The organism is Pseudomonas sp. ERMR1:02 (genome assembly GCF_002277815.1).
Classification (GTDB): domain Bacteria; phylum Pseudomonadota; class Gammaproteobacteria; order Pseudomonadales; family Pseudomonadaceae; genus Aquipseudomonas.
In genome coordinates this window covers 82,497-99,753 of record NZ_NKJI01000002.1, presented here as the reverse complement: position 1 = coordinate 99,753, position 17,257 = coordinate 82,497, and the positions used below count along the sequence as shown (strand labels likewise).

Here is a 17,257-nt window from a genome sequence, read left to right as displayed (position 1 = left end):
GAAACTCGCTAAAGAAATCTCCTACAAAGATTCACATACAAAAATAACAATCCCAGGAGACACACCATGAGTGTGATCATTGCCTTGGCAGCCCTCGCGCTGCTGATGCTGGCTGCTTACCGTGGCTATAGCGTTATCCTTTTTGCCCCGATTGCCGCCCTCGGCGCTGTCCTGCTGACTGACCCTTCCGCCGTTGCGCCTGCCTTCACCGGCGTGTTCATGGAGAAAATGGTCGGCTTCATCAAACTGTATTTCCCGGTGTTCCTGCTCGGTGCGGTGTTCGGCAAGCTCATCGAGTTGTCGGGCTTCTCGCGCTCCATCGTCGCCGCGGCCATTCGCTTGCTTGGCACCCGCCAGGCGATGCTGGTGATCGTGCTGGTCTGCGCCCTGCTGACTTACGGTGGCGTCTCGCTGTTCGTGGTGGTGTTCGCGGTCTATCCGTTTGCCGCCGAAATGTTCCGCCAGAGCAATATTCCCAAGCGCCTGATCCCCGCGACCATTGCCCTCGGCGCATTCTCGTTCACCATGGACGCTTTGCCCGGCACCCCGCAGATCCAGAACATCATCCCCAGCACCTTCTTCAACACGACTGCCTGGGCGGCGCCCTGGCTGGGTGTGATCGGCGCGATCTTCGTGTTCTGCGCCGGGATGCTGTTTCTCCAGCGCCAGCGCAACAAGGCTCAGCGCACCGGTGAAGGCTATGGCATCGACCTGCGCAACGAGCCGGAAACCGCCGCCGATATCAAGCTGCCCAACCCATGGATCGCGCTGTCGCCGTTGCTGGCCGTGGGCATCATGAACCTGCTGTTCACACAGTGGATTCCTCAGTGGTACGGCAAGACCCATAGCCTTGCGCTGCCGGGCATGGCCACGCCAGTCACCACCGACATCGCCAAACTGACCGCGATTTGGGCGGTCCAGGCAGCCTTGTTGGTGGGCATCATCATGGTGCTGGCGTTCGGCTTCCAGGCGATTCGCGGCAGACTCGCCGAAGGCAGTCGAAGCGCAGTCAGCGGTGCGCTGCTTGCAGCGATGAACACAGCCTCGGAATACGGTTTCGGTGCGGTCATCGCGTCCCTGCCCGGCTTCCTGGTGCTGGCCGACTGGCTCAAGAGCATTCCCAATCCACTGGTCAATGAAGCGATTACCGTGACCCTGCTGGCCGGCATCACCGGTTCCGCATCGGGCGGTATGAGTATCGCGCTGGCGGCGATGTCCCAGCAGTTCATCAATGCCGCCCATGCCGCCAACATCCCGCTGGAAGTGCTGCACCGCGTGGCCGCGATGGCCAGTGGCGGTATGGACACCCTGCCGCACAACGGCGCGGTGATTACCTTGCTGGCGGTTACCGGCCTGACCCATCGCGAGGCCTACAAAGACATTTTCTGTATTACGCTGATCAAAACCCTGGCGGTTTTTGTGGTGATCGGTACTTTCTACGCCACTGGCATTGTGTGAGGTATTCATGACGACTCTTTCGGGCAAGACCGCACTGGTCACCGGCTCCACCAGCGGCATTGGCTTAGGCATAGCCCTCAGCCTGGCCAAGGCTGGCGCCAATCTGATCCTCAACGGCTTCGGTGATGCGTCCAAGGTGATCGCCGAAGTGAAGCAATTCGGCGGCAAGGTCGGCCATCACCCGGCCGACGTCAGCGATCCGGCGCAGATCGCCGACATGATTGCCTACGCCGAACGTGAATTCGGCGGCGTTGACATTCTGGTCAACAACGCCGGCATTCAGCATGTGGCGCCGGTGGACGAGTTCCCGGTGGAACGCTGGGATTCGATCATCGCCATCAACCTGTCATCGGTGTTTCACAGCACCCGTCTGAGCCTGCCGGGCATGCGTGCCAAAGGCTGGGGCCGGGTGATCAACATCGCCTCGGTGCATGGCCTCGTCGGTTCGACAGGCAAGGCCGCTTATGTGGCGGCCAAACATGGCGTGATCGGGCTGACCAAAGTCGTCGCCCTGGAAACCGCCACCAGCAATGTCACCTGCAACGCGATTTGCCCGGGTTGGGTGCTGACCCCGCTGGTGCAGAAGCAGATCGATGATCGCGCTGCGACCGGCATTGATCCGCAGCAGGCACAGCATGATCTGCTGGCCGAGAAACAACCGTCGCTGGAATTCGTGACGCCGCCGCAACTGGGTGAGCTGGTGCTGTTCCTGTGCAGCGAGGCCGGCAGCCAGGTGCGGGGCGCAGCGTGGAATATTGATGGTGGGTGGTTGGCGCAGTAAGCCACTACCAGCACACACTGATCGTTCCCACGCTCTGCGTGGGAATGCCTCAAGGGACGCTCCGCGTTCCAATGGGACGCAGAGCGTCCCGGGCTGCATTCCCACGCAGAGCGTGGGAACGATCTGATAAGGGGACACTTATGTCAGACGTTTTGTGGCAACCCAGCGCCGAACGCATCAGCAAAACCCGCATGGAGGCCTTTCGGCGCGCCATCAATCAGCGATACCACCTGAAGATCGATGACTACCCTGCCCTGCACCAATGGTCCATCGACCAACGCCAGGATTTCTGGCAGGCGATTGTCGACTTCTTCGATATCCGCTTCCATCAGCAACCCGACGCGGTGCTGTTGGAAGGCGCGCAAATGCCCAGCGCCCAGTGGTTTCCCGGTGCGACCCTGAACTTCGCCGAACACTTGCTGCGTCGTCGCGACGATGCCATTGCGGTGGTGGCCGTGGGTGAAAACGGTCAGCGCGAACACTTGACCTGGGCCGAACTGGCGGAACATGTCGCCGGTTTCCAAAACGGTTTGATCGCGGCGGGGGTCGGCCTCGGCGATCGGGTTGCCGCGTGCATGCCGAACACCTGGCAAACCCTGGTGGCCATGCTCGCCACCACCAGCCTCGGGGCGATCTGGTCCTGCTCTTCGCCGGATTTCGGCACACAAGGGGTGATCGACCGTTTCGGCCAGATCGAGCCGAAAGTGCTGATCACCTGCGCCGGCTACCGCTACGCCGGCAAGGAGATCGACCAGACGGTCAAAGTCAACGAAATCCTCGAACGTCTGCCCACGCTGCAGCAGTTGGTCATCGTGCCTTACGCACGACCCCAAGCGCGCATCGAAAATTACCGCACTCAGGCCAATGTCACGCTCTGGGACGATTTCTACTTTCCCGGCGGTGAGCCGGACTTCGTCGCCGTGCCCTTCGCCCATCCGCTGTACATCCTCTATTCCAGCGGCACCACTGGCGTGCCCAAATGCATCCTCCACAGCACTGGAGGCGTGCTGCTGCAACACGTCAAGGAACATGGCCTGCATTGCGATCTCGGCCCCGGCGAGCGCTTGTTCTACTACACCACCTGCGGATGGATGATGTGGAACTGGCTGGTCTCGGCCCTGGCAGTAGGCAGCGCCGTGGTGCTATACGATGGATCGCCGTTCCAGCCCGACCCCGAACGCTTGATTGATCTGATCGACGACGAGTGCATCAGCGTTTTCGGCACCAGCCCCAAATACCTCGCGACGCTGCAAACCAGTGGCATAAAGCCAAGGCAAAGCCACGACCTGAGCAGCCTGAAAACCCTGCTCTGCACCGGTTCTGCGCTGTCGCCGCAAAGTTACGACTACGTCTACCGCGACCTCAAGGCCGATGTGTGCCTGGCATCGATGTCGGGTGGCACCGATATCGTCTCGTGCTTTGCCAACGGCAATCCCTTGCAACCGGTGCGCCGTGGCGAAATGCAGGGCAAAAGCCTGGGCATGGCCGTCGAGGTGTGGAACGACGAGGGTCAGCCGGTGATTGGCGAAAAAGGCGAGTTGGTGTGCACCCGGCATTTCCCGGCGATGCCTATCGGCCTGTGGCAGGACCCCGATGGGGAAAAGCTGCGTGCTTCGTATTTCAGTCAGTATCCGGGTGTCTGGGCCCAGGGTGATTACGCCGAACAACTACCCCATGGCGCGATGATGATCCACGGGCGCTCCGATGCTGTGCTCAATCCCGGTGGCGTGCGCATCGGCACGGCGGAAATCTACCGCCAGGTGGAAAAAGTCCCGCAGGTGCTCGACTGCGTGGCCATCGGTCAGCAATGGCAGGACGACGTGCGAGTGGTGCTGTTCGTACGCTTGCTCGAGGGCGTGGTGCTGGATGAAGCGCTGCAGCAGCAGATCCGTCAAGTCATTCGCGCCAACACCACGCCGCGCCATGTGCCGGCGAAGATTGTCGCGGTGACGGATATTCCCCGGACCATCAGCGGCAAAATCGTCGAGTTGGCGGTGCGTAACGTGGTGCATGGGCAGAGGGTGAAAAACACCGATGCACTGGCCAACCCCGAGGCGCTGGAGCAGTTTCGCAACCGCCCCGAACTCAAGACCTGAAACACCTCTCCCTCTGTAGGAGCCAGCTTGCTGGCGAAGGCGTTGTCTCAGGCGAAAGTTAAGTCATCGCGGCGGCGCTCCGGTGGACAGATAAAGGTCAGAGCCATCCTGGCTGGCCAGGCGTTTGAACAACGCATCGATTTCCATGGCAAAAAGCACCCGCGAAGCATTCAATTGACAGAAAATGACCCGCACCGGGTCAGAGCAGTGAAAGCTCAGCAAGCATAGTAGACACCGCCACACCGACTTGAATTGCAGGACACCTTGATGAACGCATCACCAACCGGCAGCGATGCCCAGGCCTTGATTGCCCGACTGGACTGGGCGAGCAGCCCGCTGGGTGAGGCCAGTACATGGCCGCAGAGCCTGCGGACCGCCGTGGACATCGTGATCCATTCACCGATGCCGATGCTGTTGCTCTGGGGGCCGCAGCTGGCACAGATCTACAACGACGGCTTCGCCCTGCTGGCCGGGAGCAAGCATCCACACGCTTTCGGACAGCCGACACACCAGACATGGCCAGAACTCAAAGACTTTACCGACCCGATTTACAGCGCCGTCCTACAAGGCCAGGTGCGCAGTTACAGCGAACAACGCTTCACCCTGCAGCGCGACGGCAAGGATTCCGACTTCTGGCTCGACCTGACCTACAGCCCCATCCGCGACGAAAAAGCCGAAGTCGCCGGAATTTTGGTCACTGCCATCGAAACCAACGAACGCCGACGCATCGCCCTGGAACTGGAACAACGCTCGGCCGCTAGCCTCAAAGCGCAACAGGACACAGAAGAACGACTGCAACTGGCTCTCGCTGCCACAGACACGGTGGGCACCTGGGATTGGGATATCGGCGAAGACCGTTTCATCGCCGATGCTCATTTCGCTCAATTGCATGGCATCGATCCGGCCATGGCCAGCCAATTACCGATCAGCGAATACCTGCACGGCGTCCACCCGGAAGACCGCGCCTTGATCGCCCGTAGCATCAAGCAGTGCATCACCCAAGGTGCCGAATACGCCGAGGAATATCGCCTGCTGCAAGCCGACGGTCAGCTGCGCTGGGTGTTTGCCCGCGGGCGTTGCTACAAGGACCACCATGGCCGGCCGATCCGATTCCTTGGCGCCGCCCTGGATCTGACCGAACGCAAAAATACCGAGCAGGCCCTGCGCCAGAGCCAGACCGAGTTGCAGCTAATCATCAACGCCATGCCGATCCTGATCAGCTACGTCGACCGCGAGGAACGCTTTCGCCTGAACAATTCCGCTTATCTGGATTGGTATGGCCTGACGCCCCAGGAACTCTACGGCAGGACTATTCGCGAAGTATTGGGCGATGAGGCGTACGCATTGCGTGCCGAGTACATCTGCGAGGCACTGTCCGGCAGGCCCTGCAGTTTCAGCATCAGCACCCCGCACCGTGACGGCAGCATCCGCCAGGCCCTGATGAACTACCTGCCGCGCCACGGTGCAGACGGCGCGGTGAACGGTTTCTATATTTTTGTGATCGACGAAACCGAGCGCAAAAAAACCGAAGAAGCCCTGCGTAACCTCAACGAAACCCTCGAAGAGCGGGTCGCCGCCCGCACCCAACAATTGGCCGAGACCAACCAGCGCCTGCAAAACGAGATGTTCGAACGCGAACGCGCCGAAGATGCCTTGCGTCACGCGCAGAAAATGGAAGCAGTCGGTCAGCTCACCGGCGGCATCGCCCATGACTTCAACAACATGCTTACCGGCATCATCGGCAGCCTCGACCTGATGCAACGCTACATCGCCGACGGCCGCACGGCGGAAATCGCCCGCTTCACCGAAGCGGCGGTCTCTTCAGCTAACCGCGCTGCCGCTTTGACCCATCGTTTGCTGGCTTTCTCAAGACGTCAGTCTCTGGACCGCAAGCCGCTCAATGCCAACGATATGATTCATTCGCTGGAAGACCTGTTCAGCCGCACCAAGGGCGACCACATCGAGCTCACACTGCAACTGGCCGAAGACATCTGGCCGGTCAGCACGGATGTCAGCCAACTGGAGAACGCCCTGCTCAACCTGGTGATCAACGCCCGGGATGCAATGCCCGATGGCGGTGAATTGCGCATCGAAACCGCCAACGTGTATCTGGACAGCAGCGACGTCAACATTCTGGAACCGGTCAAGGCCGGGGATTACCTGATGATCGCCGTCAGCGACAACGGCACCGGCATGACGCCGAAGGTACTGGCCCAAGCGTTTGATCCGTTCTTCACCACCAAACCCATCGGCCAGGGCACGGGGCTGGGGCTGTCGATGATTTACGGTTTTGCCCAGCAGTCGGGCGGTCACGTGAGCCTGTTCAGCATGCCCGGCCAGGGCACCAGCGTGCGCCTATATTTACCGCGTCTGCTCGCGGCGGAGCCGGAAGATGTGCTGTCGCCGGTCATCGGCGAGGCACCGCCGGCGAATGCCGGGGAAACCGTGGTGCTGGTGGAGGACGATCCGGCGGTGCGCATGCTGGTGATGGACCTGCTCAAGGAGCTTGGTTACAAAGCCCACGAAGCGCAAGACGCGAAAACCGCCCTGCCCTTGCTCGAATCCGATCTGCGGGTCGATCTGCTGGTCACCGATGTCGGCCTGCCGGGGATGAATGGCCGACAGTTGGCAGAGATCGCCCGTCAGCACCGTCCGCAGCTCAAAGTGCTGTTCATGACCGGTTACGCGCAAATGGCCGCCGAACGCCAGGGCTTCCTTGAAGAAGGCATGGACATGGTGGCCAAGCCGTTCTCCATTGATCTGTTGGCCAACAAGATTCGTACGATGATCGGCCAACCCGAGTGAGTTAGGGCATAATCGCGCGCCCCTTTCTCACTTACATAGCCACCACCGTTGCAAGGTATTTACCGATGAAAGCTCAAGCCCGCCATATTCTGGTGAAAACCTCGGAAGAAGCCGAGCAGCTCAAACAACGCATCGCCAAGGGTGAAGCCTTCGACGTGCTGGCCAAGAAGTACTCCACCTGCCCGTCCGGCAAGCGTGGCGGCGATCTGGGTGAAGTGCGGCCGGGGCAGATGGTCGGGGTGATCGATGCAGTGATTTTCAAAAAACCGTTGCGGGTGGTGCACGGTCCGATCAAGAGCAAGTTCGGGTATCACCTGGTGCAGGTGTTCTACCGGGATTGATCACGCATTCCTACAGGGACTGCACTTCAAGCTTTGGGAATCAGTGCTCCGGGCACCTGAATCACCCGACTCGCCAACCGATGCCCCGCCTCGGCAGCCTCCACCGGGCTGCCACCCTTGAGCCGACTGGCCAGATAAGCCGCGCTGAACGAATCCCCCGCCGCCGTGGTGTCCACCACCCGCTCGACCTTCTGCGCCGGCACTTCGAATGACTCGCCGTCACAACGAATCAGACAGGCCTCGGCGCCGCGCTTGAGCACCACTTCAGGCGTGCCGATCTGCTCGTAAGCGGCAAACACCGCTGCGCAATCGGAAAAATGGAACAATGCCTGTTCGTCATCGACGGTCAAAAGCGCCAGGTCGACATAGGGCAGCACGCTGCGATAGGCGGCCCGCGCGTCCTCGACTGAGCCCCACAGACGTGGCCGGTAGTTGTTGTCGAAGACAATCCGCGCATCGCGCTGCCGTGCCTCGATCAGGGTTTCCAGCAATTTTTCCCGACCTTGCACGCCCAGCACCGCCAGGGTGATGCCGCTGAAATACAGCACGTCGTAATCCGGCAGCGCAGCCAGGATCGGCGCGGCAGCCGGGGTGGTGAAGCAGTCGCGCACCGCGGCTTCGTTGCGCCAGTAGAGAAATCGTCGTTCGCCGGCGGCGTCGGTCTGAATGCAATACAGCCCCGGCAAACGACCGGGCAAGCGCTGGACCATGTCCAGGCCGATGTTCTCGGCGGCCCAGCTCTGGCACATGGCATCGCTGAAAATGTCATCGCCCAGGGCGGTGACGTAATCCACGGTGCCGGCAGCGCCCAGTTCACGGGACAGGTAGACCGCGGTGTTCAAGGTGTCGCCGCCGAAGCTCTGTTGCAGACTGCCGTCGGCGCGATGCTGCAACTCGATCATGCATTCGCCGATCAGGGCGATGCGTGGGGTGTTGGGGCCCAAGGTGTTGATGGTGTTCATGCTGTGGTCTCTGGTGTTTCTTTGTTGTCTGTGCGGACGCCTTCGCGGGCGAGCCTCGCTCCTACAGGTTCATCGTCGTATGCGCGTGTCCGGCACGACACAAAACCTGTAGGAGCGAGGCTTGCCCGCGAAGGCCGCGCTACGGTCTTGAACCTTAGAAACAGGTTTCCATGTTCTCGATGACGTTCAACTGCTCATCCACCAGACACCCCGTACGCCACTTGTCGAACGTCAGGCACGGGTGCGATGTGCCGAAAGAAATGATATCGCCCACGCGCAATTCAACCCCAGGCGCCACGGTCATGAACGCATGCTGGTCCATCACCGCCGTTACCTTGCAGGCACTGACATCATCACCCTTGGCCGGCACCACCCCAGCCTTGTAACGCAGCAACGGCACTGGCAAGCCGGCGTCGTAGGCTACGTCGCGTTTACCCAGGGCGATCACCGCGAAGCCTGGCTCGGGCAACGACTGTACGTGAGCCCAGACTTCCAGTGCCGGACGCAACCCTTCATTCAGATCGCTGCGACGGTCGAGTACGCAGCATTGCGCTTCTTTGTAGATGCCATGGTCGTGGGCAACATAACTGCCAGGACGCAGCACGCTGAGGAAACGCCCGGCGGCGTTCTGCGCCTCGAACTCCTCGGCGATCAAGTCATACCAGGCCGAGCCGGAAGCGGTGATGATCGGTTTCGCGATGGCGAACGCGCCGCTGTTCTGCAACTGCACCGCCAGGCGAACCAGCGAACCTGCGAACGCGCGAATACCGCTGACGGCGTGATCACCGTGGATCACCCCTTCATAGCCCTCGATGCCGGTCAGGGCCAGTGCCGGTTGCGCGGCGATGGCGTTGGCCAAATCAAGGACTTCCTGTTCGCTGCGGCAACCGCAGCGACCACCGACCACACCGTATTCGATCATCACGTTCAAGCGCACGCCGCGTGAGGCGAAGTAGGCTCCCAGATCCGCCACGTTGTCCGGGTGATCGACCATGCAATAGAAGTCGAACGTCGAGTCAGCCAGCAGGTCGGCGATCAATGCCATGTTCGGCGTGCCGACCAGTTGGTTGGCCATCAGCACCCGGCGCACACCGTGGGCATAGGCCGCGCGGGTTTGCGTGGCGCTGGCCAGGGTAATGCCCCAGGCACCGGCGTCCAGTTGCCGACGGAACAGTGCCGGGGTCATGCTGGTTTTGCCGTGGGGCGCCAGTTGCGCGCCGCTGTTGCTGACGAAGTCCTGCATCCAGCGAATGTTGTGCTCCAGCGCCTGACGATGGAGAACCAGTGCCGGCAGGCTGACGTCGCGAACCAGATTGGCACCGGTGTGGGCAAAGCCCTTTTCCACGGCGGCAGTATTGGGGGCAGAAGACATGGTCGAACTCCTCACATACGCGGCTGCAGGCAGCCGCTGTTATTCGTTGATGCGACGGGCCAGGCTGTTCGCACTGTCGATCAGTACACGGCGGTAGTCGTTGTAATGAGTCTTGGCATCCGCGCGCGGGGCGACAATGCATAGGGTGCAAATGGCCACACCGTTCGGGTCTTTGACCGGGGCAGCGAAGCAATGGGTAAAGGTGTCGGCAACGCTATCGAACGAGAAAAAGCCGTCGATGCCGGCCTGACGGATTTCCTTCAGGAACTGCTCCAGTGGCAGGCGTTCGCCGCTGGGCAGGATAAAGTCGTCGTGGTCGATCAGGTCGATGATTGCCTGATCGCTCAGGTGCGACAGCAACAGGCGCCCGGACGCGGTCCAGGGGATCGGCGCGTTCTCGCCGATGTCCGAGGAAATGCGAAAGTGCCGCTCGCCCTCTTTCATCAGCGCTACGGTGTATTTGCGCCCGTTGAGCAGACACATTTGCGCGGTTTCATGGGTCTGGCTGACGATCTCCTGCAAGGCGTGATCGGCCTCGCGCGTCAGGTCGAAATGACGCAAATGCGCCTGGCCGAGAAAGTACAGCTGACGACCGAGGTACACGTGGCCGTCCTTGCCGACCGGTTCCAGAATCCGTCGTTCCAGCAGCGAAGCCACCAGTTCATAAACCGTGGATTTGGGGCTGCCGATGCCGCTGGCGATATCGTTCGGGCGCAGGGGCTGGCCGATCTCCTTGAGGAAATCGAGGATATCGAACGCCCGGTCCAGACCGCGGGCCCGGCGCTTGATGGTGTCTTCGGTCATGTCAGTGGTTCCCATTCAATTCGCCGGGGAGTTTACCCAGAGTGCTGCGGTGACCGTTAGGCCGCCTTCGCGGGCAAGCCCGCTCCCACAGACGGTGGGATCCTGTAGGAGCGAGGCTTGCCCGCGAAGAATTCACCGCAAATCTCAGGCCTTTTTCTTGTACGCGATGCAGTCGATCTCGACCTTGCAGTCGACCATCATGTTCGCCTGCACGCAGGCCCGCGCCGGGGCGTGTTCGGGTTTGAAGTACTCGGAAAAGACCTTGTTGAAACTCGAGAAATCCCGCGGATCGTCCAGCCACACGCCAGCACGCACCACATCTTCGAGGCCATAGCCGGCCTCTTCTAGAATCGCGATCAGATTCTTCATGGTCTGGTGAGTCTGCTCGACGATACCGCCCACAATGATCTCGCCATCCACCGCCGGCACCTGGCCGGAGACGTGCAGCCAGCCATCGGCTTCAACGGCGCGGGCGAAAGGACGCGGTTGGCCGCCAGCGGCGGTGCTGCCGGTGCCGTAACGAGTAATGCTCATGGGTATTTCTCCTGATGAAAATTAAAGGATCAAAAACGTGTGCTTTTGAGAAACTCCGCCAGTCGTGGCGATTGCGGACGCTCGAACAGCTCCTTGGGTGGCCCTGCTCTTCGATGCGCCCTGATTCATGAAAACGATCTTGTCCGAGACTTCGAAGGCAAAGCGCATTTCGTGGGTCACCAGCAGCATGGTCATGCCGTCGTCAGCCAGGCCCTTGATCACATTGAGCACTTCGCTAACCAGCTCCGGGTCCAGTGCCGAAGTGACTTCGTCGAACAGCATCAGGCTCGGGTTCATCGCAATAGCCCGGGCAATCGCCACGCGCTGCTGCTGGCCGCCGGACAACTGGCCAGGGTAGTGATCGCGACGCTCCAGCAGACCGACTCGCTCCAACCATTTTTCTGCCAGGGCCACCGCCTCATCCTTGTGCAGCTTTTTCACCTTGAGCAAACCCAGGGTGACGTTCTGCAACGCGGTTAGGTGCGGGAACAGGTTGAACTGCTGGAACGCCATGCCGGTCATGGCGCGATGGCGGGCGATGACTTTTTCCCCGTGACGCACGCGTTTGCCGTTGACCTCGTCGTAACCGATGGATTCGCCATCGAGCAGGATCTGCCCGCCCTGAAACTCTTCAAGCATGTTCACGCAGCGCAGCAGCGTGGTCTTGCCCGAACCGCTGGAACCGATCAGCGTCACGACGTTGCCGCGCTGCATGCTCAGGTCGACACCCTTGAGCACTTCGAGCTGGTCGTAACGTTTGTGCAGGCCGCGAATGTCCAGCAGGGGTTGGCCGTTTTGTGGATTGATTTGAGACTGAGTCATGGCAAGGCCACCCGCTTTTCAATGTGCCGGCCGAGTAATTCGATGCCGTAGTTGATGACAAAGAACAGAAAACCGGCGAACAGGTAAAACTCCAGGGTCATGAAGGTCCGCGCGATGATCTGCTGAGTGCTGAGCAGCAGCTCGGCCACGCCGATCACCGACAACAGCGTCGAAGCCTTGACGATCTCGGTGGACGAGTTGACCCAGGTCGGCAAATTTGCCGCATTGCCTGAGGCAACAGCACATAGCCCAAGGACTGGTAAAACGTCAGGCCGATGGCCTTGCCCGCTTCCATCTGCCCGCGCGGGAGTGCCTGCAAGGCACCACGCACGATCTCGGCAACGTGGGAGCCGCAAAACAGCGTCAGCCCCAAGGCACCGGCCTGGAACGCGCTGATCTGCCAGCCCAGCGCCGGCGCCATGTAGAAGCACGCCAGCACCAGCACAAACACCGGCGTGCCGCGAATCACATCGACGTAAAAACGAAACGGCGCGCGCATCCAGAACTTGCCGTAGGTCAGCACCAGTCCGGCGAAAACGCCAAGCACCGTGCCGAACAGAATCGCCAGGGCCGAGGCCTGAACACTGGTCAGAAAGCCTTGCCACAATACTTCCCGCGCCACCCACAACTCATGCAACCAACTGGGGGATTCGTACATGGGGCCTCCTATCGACGGATCGCCAGACGCTGCTCGAGGTATCGCAGCATCATGGCAATGAGGTAACAGGCCGCAACATAGAGCGCTGTGGTCACCAGCCAGGTTTCAATCACCCGGTAGCTCTCGACATTGATCTTGCGCGCGTAATAGGTCAGCTCCGGTACGGCGATCGCCGCCGCCAGGGAAGTGTCCTTGAACAGCGAGATGAAGTTGTTCGACAAGGCCGGCAGTACATTGCGCAGCATCACCGGCACGGTGACGTAGGCCTTGACCTGCCACTCGCCCAAACCAATCGCCAAACCGGCCTCACGTTGCCCCTTGGGAATGCTCAGCAGCCCCCCGCGAAACACTTCGGTCAGATAGGCCCCGGCATACAGCGACAGCGTGATGATGAACGAGGGAATCTTGTCCAGTCGGATCCCTAAGCTCGGCAAAGCAAAGTAGATCAACAGAATCAACACCAGAATCGGCGTGTTACGGATCACCGTGACATACACCGATGCCAGCACCCGCAATGCGCGGTGCTTCGACAACAAAGCAAACGCCATCAGCAGGCCGATCACGCAGCCGATGGCGATCGACACCAGCGCAAGTTCGAGGCCCAGACCGAGCCCCGCCAGCAAGGTGTCGAAATCGCGCCACACGGCGGCAAAGTTCAACTGATAGTTCATGGTCGGCAGTACCTTGAGTGGGCGATTCATAACCGCCCCACTCTCACGGGATCATTTGAATTCGACAGGGAAGCCAATCGCGGGCGACGGCAGATCGACACCAAACCACTTTTTGAACGACGCCGCGTAAGTCGGGAACTCAACGCCGGTCATGGCTTCATGCAGGGTGGTGTTGACGAAGTTCAGCCAGTCCTGATCGCCGCGCTTGACTGCGCAGGCGTAGGTTTGCGGGCTCCAGGCGTAGGCCGGGCTACGGTAGCGGCCAGCGTTCTGCACCATCAGGTATTTCACCGAAGACTGGTCGGTGGCCGCCGCGTCGGCGCGACCGGAGTTCACCGCCTGATACATCAAATCAACGCTGTCGTACTGGTCAACCTTGGCTTTGGGGAGTGCCTGGTGCACCAGTTCTTCGGCATACACGTTTTGCAGAACGGCCACCGTAACCTTGTCGCCGGCAGCCTGCATGTCATCGATTTCCTTGTACTTGCTGTTCGTTGGCAACAGCAGGCCGACACCCTCGCGGTAGTAGGGCAACGTGAACGCCACTTGCTGGGCACGACTGGCGGTCACGGTAATGAACTGGCAACTGATGTCGACCTTGTCGGTCAGCAGGTTTGGAATCCGCGCATCGGACGACTGAACCACGTACTCGACCTTGTCCGGATCGTTGAACAGGCCCTTGGCAATCATGTGCCCGATATCGATATCAAAGCCCTGCAACTTGCCATCAGCGCCCTGGAAGTGCCACGGCGCATTGGTGCTGCCGGTGCCCACAATCAGTTTACCGCGGGCCAGAACGCTATCGAGCTTACTGTCCGCCGCCTGGGCCATACCCATGACAGCAGCAGAGGCTGCGAACAGAAAAAAACACGCTTTGAACAAGGATGGTCGGCGATGCATGGCAAGCACTCCAGGATGATGTTTATTCCGCTATACCGGATCTTAGTATGTAACAACGGAACAGACAGCAGAAAGTGTGCCACAGGATGTGGAGGGAATGTAGGGGGGATTGAAAAGTGTTTTGAATCAGATGGATGCGTGTAAATGCGCGAAGAGTGTTACGACGGGCACGCTTTTGAAGCGCTACCTTTGGCTACGGATGGCGGGTATCTGGTTCACAAATGGGGCGTACGTGTTCCGCAAACGTACATGTCACATTACGAAGACTTAGCGAGCGCCTGCGTCTTTATAAACATCACCCCGCTCTCTTTTTCCAACGGCTATGACAGTCACGACCAGCACCTCATCCACTACTCGATAAACCAATCGATATCCCGCACTGCGCAACTTGATCTTGTACGCATTGCCGAGCCCGCTGAGCCGGTCTCCCGGTACATGTGGATTGACAAGTCGCTCCTGAAGTTTCTTTTTGAATTGCTCTCTTGGATTTACTCCAAGCTTCCCCCATTCCTTCCAGGCCTTTTCAGAAAACTCCAACTCATAGGTCATCAATCGAAACCTTTATGGTCGGGTCGTTTTCTCGTTCTTTACAAAGGGCAAGCAACTCTAAATCTTCCAGTCGGCTCATCATCGCTTCATATTCTTTGGCCGGGACGCAATAGAACGCGGGCTCGTTGCGATTGAGGATCGCAACGGACAACCCTCGACCCGCAGCAACTGTACCCATCGGGTTTTTTTTAAGTTCCGAGATACTCGCTACAACATGCGAAAGCACGATATGTGGCATGAAGTTGTTCCTTAGAGTGCTTTTAGAGGTGCTAAAAATAGCACTCTGAAGCGCATCTGACATTATCGCTTTTGACATGGGAGTCGTGACCAAGAACTTTTTAGACGTGCAAGCGGTATCAGTTCTCTCGCTTCTCAATTTCCGTGTTTTCTATCGGGTATGTCCTGCAATCGGGTGAGTTCTGTCCGAATTTCTGTAGGAAAATTCATGTTGGAACAGCGGATCCAAGGCTGGTTTCTAAGGCGAAACATGGCATCAGTTCTTCAAGCCGTCATCGCGAGCGAGCTCGCTCCCACAGGGAAATGCATTCCAATGTGGGAGTGAGCCTGCTCGCGATGGGGTCATCAGCCTCGGCGAAGAATTACCCGCCGATTCGCGCCAGGAACACCCGCGTCACCCGTCGCTCTTCAACCGACATCACCGTTACCCGCCAGCCATCCCATTCATGACTGTCGCCGATCATCGGCAGCCGATCCAGCAGGCTCACCACCAACCCGGCCAGGGTTTGATAGTCGTCAGTCGGTTCTGCGGCAAACCCGGTGCGCTGACGCACCCGCGCCAGGTTCAATGCGCCGCTGACCACGAACCCGCCCTTATCCTCGACCACGTCCGGACCTTCGATTTCGCTGGCGTCGGGCAGCTCGCCGGCAATCGATTCGAGGATGTCGGTCATCGTCAACACGCCGACGAAATCGCCGAATTCATTGACCACAAACGCGATATGCGTCGAGGCCTTGCGCATCTGCTCCAGGGCGTTGAGGATCGAATAGCTTTCCAGCAGGTTGATGGTCTGGCGCGCCAGATGGGCAAGATCGGGCTGGTTGCCGGCGAGGAATTCCTTAAGCAACTCCTTCTTGTGTACGAAACCCAACGGTTCATCCACCGCGCCGTCGCGGATCAGCGGCAGACGCGAGTAGGACGAATGCATCAACCGCGTACGAATCGCCTCGGCGTCTTCAGCCAGGTCGATGTGATCGACGTCGGCGCGCACGGTCATCAAGCTGCGGATCGGCCGCTCGGCCAGTTGCAGCACGCCGCTGATCATCACCCGTTCACGACGATCGAACAGTTCTTCGTTCGGCGCTTCGCCGTTGTCGAGCATGTCGGCAATCTCTTCACCGACCTCTTCCACCGCCAGTTTGCGCCCGCCGAGCAAGCGCATCACCGCATGGGCAGTACGCTCGCGCATCGGTCGCAGGCCTTGCATCGAGCGTTTGCGCCGTGCCCGGGCGATCTGGTTGAACACTTCGATCAGGATCGAGAAACCGATGGCCGCATACAGATAGCCCTTCGGAATGTGGAAACCCAGGCCTTCGGCGGTCAGCGCAAAGCCGATCATCATCAAGAAGCCCAGACACAGCATGATCACCGTAGGGTGCGCGTTGACGAATCGGGTCAGCGGTTTGCTGGCAACGATCATCAGGCCGATGGAAATGATCACCGCGATCATCATCACCGCCAACTCATCGACCATGCCCACGGCGGTAATCACCGCGTCGAGGGAGAACACCGCATCGAGCACCACGATCTGCGCCACGATGGGCCAGAACAGCGCGTAGGCCGTATTGGATGAACGTTCACCAACATGCCCTTCAAGCCGTTCGTGCAACTCCATGGTGGCCTTGAACAACAGGAACACACCGCCGAACAGCATGATCAGATCACGCCCGGAAAAGCTCTTGTCGAACACCTCGAACAGCGGTTGGGTCAGGGTCACCAGCCAGGAAATACTCGCCAGCAGGCCAAGGCGCATCAACAACGCAAGGGACAAACCGATGATTCGCGCACGGTCACGCTGCTCCGGCGGCAGCTTGTCCGCGAGGATGGCGATAAACACCAGGTTGTCGATGCCCAGCACCAGTTCCAGCACAATCAACGTCAACAAGCCCAGCCACGCGGTGGGGTCGGCTAACCATTCCATAAAAACGTCTCGATCTCTTCAGTGAATTCAGAATGCCGGGCACGGCAAGGCGCGGCGCAGAGGCCGTGAAACTGCAATGTCATGGGGTATCGGAAGCCAAAAGACCGGGTGTTTCGCGTACATCAAGACCGCGCGTTGGCGCGAGGGGAAAGGATAACTGGGGGGCTCCGTGAGGGTGTTCATGCAGGTCCTGAAAGGAAAAAAGGACTTGGATCGTACAGGTGGTAGTGACTATTCCTACAGCCGGAAATCATTTCAAGATCTGTAACAGGTCCAAAATCTGGTTGTTCTTCAGGTCCTCATCGCGAGCAGGCTCACTCCTACACTTGGAATGCATTCCCCTGT

The 17,257-nt window shown here is 59.5% G+C and carries 15 protein-coding genes and 2 pseudogenes; 6 read left to right on the top strand and 11 right to left on the bottom strand.

What is annotated here, in order from left to right; translation table 11 throughout:
- Positions 1-66 precede the first annotated feature (66 nt).
- From CES87_RS04035 to CES87_RS04015, 6 genes are all read left to right on the top strand, one after another.
- On the top strand, positions 67-1,458 hold the full coding sequence (locus CES87_RS04035) for a GntP family permease (RefSeq protein ID WP_128605063.1): 1,392 nt from the start codon (positions 67-69) through the stop codon (positions 1,456-1,458).
- Positions 1,459-1,465: 7 nt separating this feature from the next.
- On the top strand, positions 1,466-2,239 hold the full coding sequence (gene hbdH, locus CES87_RS04030; protein ID WP_128605062.1) for a 3-hydroxybutyrate dehydrogenase: 774 nt from the start codon (positions 1,466-1,468) through the stop codon (positions 2,237-2,239).
- Positions 2,240-2,379: 140 nt separating this feature from the next.
- Positions 2,380-4,335 carry an acetoacetate--CoA ligase gene (locus CES87_RS04025; RefSeq protein ID WP_128605061.1) on the top strand — a complete coding sequence of 652 codons (1,956 nt, stop codon included), beginning with the start codon at positions 2,380-2,382 and terminating at the stop codon, positions 4,333-4,335.
- A 27-nt stretch (positions 4,336-4,362) separates the two neighbouring features.
- The gene (locus tag CES87_RS32580) at positions 4,363-4,563 is read left to right on the top strand and encodes a hypothetical protein (protein WP_218196236.1); all 201 of its coding nucleotides are present in this window, start codon (positions 4,363-4,365) and stop codon (positions 4,561-4,563) included.
- Positions 4,564-4,602: 39 nt separating this feature from the next.
- A complete protein-coding gene (locus tag CES87_RS04020; protein WP_128605060.1) occupies positions 4,603-7,140 on the top strand; it encodes a PAS domain-containing sensor histidine kinase in 2,538 nt (845 codons plus the stop codon).
- A 65-nt stretch (positions 7,141-7,205) separates the two neighbouring features.
- Positions 7,206-7,481, top strand: coding sequence for a peptidylprolyl isomerase (locus tag CES87_RS04015; protein ID WP_007898282.1), 276 nt, complete (start codon positions 7,206-7,208; stop codon positions 7,479-7,481).
- 26 nt (positions 7,482-7,507) lie between these two features.
- On the opposite strand, the gene CES87_RS04010 is transcribed toward CES87_RS04015, so the two are convergent.
- From CES87_RS04010 to CES87_RS03960, 11 genes and pseudogenes are all read right to left on the bottom strand, one after another.
- On the bottom strand, positions 7,508-8,443 hold the full coding sequence (locus CES87_RS04010) for a sugar kinase (protein ID WP_128605059.1): 936 nt from the start codon (positions 8,441-8,443) through the stop codon (positions 7,508-7,510).
- Positions 8,444-8,597: 154 nt separating this feature from the next.
- Positions 8,598-9,815, bottom strand: coding sequence for an amino acid deaminase (locus tag CES87_RS04005; protein ID WP_128605058.1), 1,218 nt, complete (start codon positions 9,813-9,815; stop codon positions 8,598-8,600).
- Positions 9,816-9,854: 39 nt separating this feature from the next.
- Positions 9,855-10,619 carry an IclR family transcriptional regulator gene (locus CES87_RS04000; RefSeq protein WP_128605359.1) on the bottom strand — a complete coding sequence of 255 codons (765 nt, stop codon included), beginning with the start codon at positions 10,617-10,619 and terminating at the stop codon, positions 9,855-9,857.
- 144 nt (positions 10,620-10,763) lie between these two features.
- Complete coding sequence (locus CES87_RS03995; protein WP_128605057.1) at positions 10,764-11,153, bottom strand: RidA family protein; 390 nt, start codon at positions 11,151-11,153, stop codon at positions 10,764-10,766.
- A gap of 29 nt (positions 11,154-11,182) precedes the next feature.
- A pseudogene (locus tag CES87_RS03990) lies at positions 11,183-11,975 on the bottom strand (amino acid ABC transporter ATP-binding protein).
- Positions 11,972-12,633: pseudogene (locus CES87_RS03985) on the bottom strand (amino acid ABC transporter permease). The pseudogenes CES87_RS03990 and CES87_RS03985 overlap by 4 nt, the downstream one beginning before the upstream one ends.
- 8 nt (positions 12,634-12,641) lie before the next feature.
- A complete protein-coding gene (locus CES87_RS03980; protein WP_007941741.1) occupies positions 12,642-13,304 on the bottom strand; it encodes an amino acid ABC transporter permease in 663 nt (220 codons plus the stop codon).
- 51 nt (positions 13,305-13,355) lie between these two features.
- Positions 13,356-14,204, bottom strand: coding sequence for a transporter substrate-binding domain-containing protein (locus CES87_RS03975; RefSeq protein WP_128605055.1), 849 nt, complete (start codon positions 14,202-14,204; stop codon positions 13,356-13,358).
- A 267-nt stretch (positions 14,205-14,471) separates the two neighbouring features.
- Positions 14,472-14,753, bottom strand: coding sequence for a type II toxin-antitoxin system RelE/ParE family toxin (locus CES87_RS03970; protein ID WP_128605054.1), 282 nt, complete (start codon positions 14,751-14,753; stop codon positions 14,472-14,474).
- Positions 14,743-14,991 carry a type II toxin-antitoxin system Phd/YefM family antitoxin gene (locus CES87_RS03965; protein WP_128605053.1) on the bottom strand — a complete coding sequence of 83 codons (249 nt, stop codon included), beginning with the start codon at positions 14,989-14,991 and terminating at the stop codon, positions 14,743-14,745. The genes CES87_RS03970 and CES87_RS03965 overlap by 11 nt, the downstream gene beginning before the upstream one ends.
- Positions 14,992-15,352: 361 nt before the next feature.
- On the bottom strand, positions 15,353-16,912 hold the full coding sequence (locus CES87_RS03960) for a TerC family protein (protein ID WP_128605052.1): 1,560 nt from the start codon (positions 16,910-16,912) through the stop codon (positions 15,353-15,355).
- Positions 16,913-17,257: the final 345 nt, after the last annotated feature.